Annotated in this window: 3 protein-coding genes; all 3 read right to left on the bottom strand. The window is 73.2% G+C overall.

Annotated features, from left to right (window positions below):
* Positions 1-857 (bottom strand): ornithine carbamoyltransferase (gene argF / locus B9G38_RS15975; RefSeq protein ID WP_086221032.1); only part of this gene is annotated, 857 nt, incomplete at its 3' end.
* 61 nt (positions 858-918) lie between these two features.
* A complete protein-coding gene (locus B9G38_RS15970) occupies positions 919-2,106 on the bottom strand; it encodes a [LysW]-lysine hydrolase (RefSeq protein ID WP_086221031.1) in 1,188 nt (395 codons plus the stop codon).
* A partial coding sequence (locus B9G38_RS15965) for an aspartate aminotransferase family protein (RefSeq protein WP_143415546.1) occupies positions 2,106-2,615 on the bottom strand: 510 nt, incomplete at its 5' end. The genes B9G38_RS15970 and B9G38_RS15965, both read right to left, overlap by 1 nt.

The raw sequence follows: 2,615 nt of genomic DNA, 5'->3' as shown, positions 1-2,615 counted from the left end.
TGCATCCGGTTCTCGGCCTGGTCCCAGACGAGGGCGCGGTCGGATTCGAGCACGTCGTCGGTGATCTCCTCGCCGCGGTGCGCGGGGAGGCAGTGCATCACCTTGGCGTCGGTGCCGGCGAGCAGATCCGAGTTCACCTGGAACCCGTCGAACGCGGCGAGCTTCTCGTCGCGTACGTCCTCCTGCCCCATCGAGATCCACACGTCGGTGTAGACGACGTCGGCGCCCTCGATCGCCGCCTCGGGGTCCGCGGTCGGCTCCACGTCCAGCCCGAACTCGGCGGCGCGGTCGAAGACGGCGGGGTTCATCCCGTACTCCGCGGGCGTGGCGACCTCGACGTCGATCCCGGCCATCGCCGCGCCGACGACGAACGACTGCCCGACGTTGTTGCCGTCGCCGACCCACGCGACGGTGGCGTCCTCGCCGACCGTCTCCCGGATCGTGAGCAGGTCGGCGAGCGTCTGACAGGGGTGCGCCTCGTCGGTGAGCCCGTTTATCACGGGGCAGTCGGCGTACTCGGCGAGCACTTCGACGTCCTCGTGGTCGAACAGGCGCGCCATCACGCCGTCGACGTAGCGGCCGAGGACGCGCGCGGTGTCGCGCAGCGGCTCGCCGTGGCCGAGCTGGATGTCGTCGGGCCCGAGGAACATGGCGTGACCGCCGAGCCGCGTCATCCCCGTCTCGAAGGAGACGCGGGTGCGCGTCGAGGGCTTCTCGAAGATCATCCCGAGCGTCGCGTCCCCCAGTCGGGGGTCGGCCTCGCCCGCCTTCATCGCTGCGGCGCGGTCGAGCAGGGCGTCCAGTTCGGCGGGCGTCACGTCGTCGATGTCGAGGAAGTCGTCGGTGGCGAGTGGCATCGTTGGGTTGGAAGTAGTGTCGTGTCGTTCGAAAAGATCGGTTCCGAAGAGCTGCGGCGATTCAGAGTCGCTTGCGACAGACCTCGGTCAGCACGCTCACGGCGCGGTCGAGGTCCGACAGCGGGAGCCGCTCGTCGGGCGCGTGGTCGAGGTCGGAGTTCCCCGGGCCGTAGGTGACCATCGGGCAGTCCCACGCGGCCGCGAAGAGGTTCATGTCGCTCGTCCCGGTCTTCCGGAGCAGGCGCACGTCGCCGCCCGCGCCCCGGATCGCGACGCGGAACGCGCGCGCGAGGCCGGTCCGCGGGCTCTCCATCACGGGCGGCATCGGCTCGCCCCACTGGACCGAGCCGGTCGAAAGCTCCGCCTCCGCCAGCTCGTGGACCTCGTCGACCGGGCGCGACGGCGGGATCCGGAGCTGGACGTCCATCGTCGCCTCCACCGCGAGGCCGTCGTCGCTCAGGCCGCCGTCGACGGAGATGGGCTTCGTCGTCACCTGATCGAACACGGCGGTCTCGGAGTCCTCCGGCGTGAACGCCGCCTCGACGCCGTGCCACCAGTCGATCGCGTGCTGGATCGCGTTCGGCTCCGGCCGCGAGGAGTGGCCCGACTCGCTCGTGTTCACGTACGTCCCCTCCAGCAGCCCGCGGTAGCCGAGCGTGATCCCCCGCCAGCCCGACGGCTCGCCGTTGATCACGGCCTCGGGCGCGTCCCGGTCGCCGATGAGGGCGCGCGCGCCGCCGGAGTCGACCTCCTCGCGGACGACGCCGGCGAACGAGACGCCCGTCTTGACCGCCGCGACCGCCATCGCGACGAGCGGGCCCGTCGCGTCGACCGCGCCGCGGCCCCACAGCACGGGCTCGCCGGGCTCGCCGACGCGGACGTCCGAGGGCTCCGGTAACTCGCCCTCGGGCGGCGCCGGCCGCACCTCGACCGGGATGTCCCCGGGGACGGTGTCGACGTGGGAGGTGAGGAGGACGGCGTCGTCCGCCGGCGCGCGGACGTTCCCGGCCTCGTCGATCCACGCCTCCCGGCCGTTCGCCTCGAAGAAGTCGACGAGGCGCTCGGCGGCCCGCTCCTCCTCGCCCGACGGCGAGGGGATCGACACCATGTCGTACAGCAGCTTGCGAGCGGGGGCGTCGCAGGCCGCGGGGTACCCCCCGCCGGCGACGACGTCGGTGCCGTCGGCGGGCGCGGACTCGCGCTCCGGCTCGTCGGCCTCCTCGGCGTCCCGCTCCCGTCCGGCCGCCATCAGCCGACCACCTCCGCGATCGCGTCGACGACCGCGTCGGCGTGCTCGCGCTCGATCGTCAGCGGCGGGAGCAGCCGCAGGACGGTCCGGCCCGCCGGCAGCGCGAGGACCCGGTGGTCGATCGCGAGGTCGCGCAGCAGGCGGTTCGATCCGCGGCGGACCTCGATCCCGATCATCAGCCCGTCCCCGCGCACGTCGCGGACGTCGTCGCCGAGGCGGTCGCGGAGCTCGCCGCGGAGGTAGCTCCCGACCGCCTCGGCGTGCGCCGCCAGCTCCTCGCGCTCGATCACGTCGAGGGTCGCGCCCGCGGCCGCGGAGACGACGGGCCCGCCGGAGAACGTCGAGCCGTGGTCGCCGGCGTCCTCGGCGATCCAGTCGCGGCACAGCGTCGCGCCGATCGGGAGCCCGCTGCCGAGCCCCTTCGCAGTCGTGAGGATATCCGGGACCACGTCGTGGCGGTCGGCCGCCCACATCGAGCCGGTGCGGCCGAGTCCGGTCTGGATCTCGTC

The sequence above is a fragment of the Halorubrum sp. SD612 genome, from assembly GCF_002135005.1.
Note: the sequence above shows the minus strand (reverse complement) of the source record. Positions and strands in the feature narration are given on the sequence as shown.

Coding starts and splice junctions, on each gene's coding strand:
- B9G38_RS15970 (WP_086221031.1), bottom strand. CDS start 2,106: ATGGCGGCCGGACGGGAGCGGGACGCCGAGGAGGCCGACGAGCCGGAG.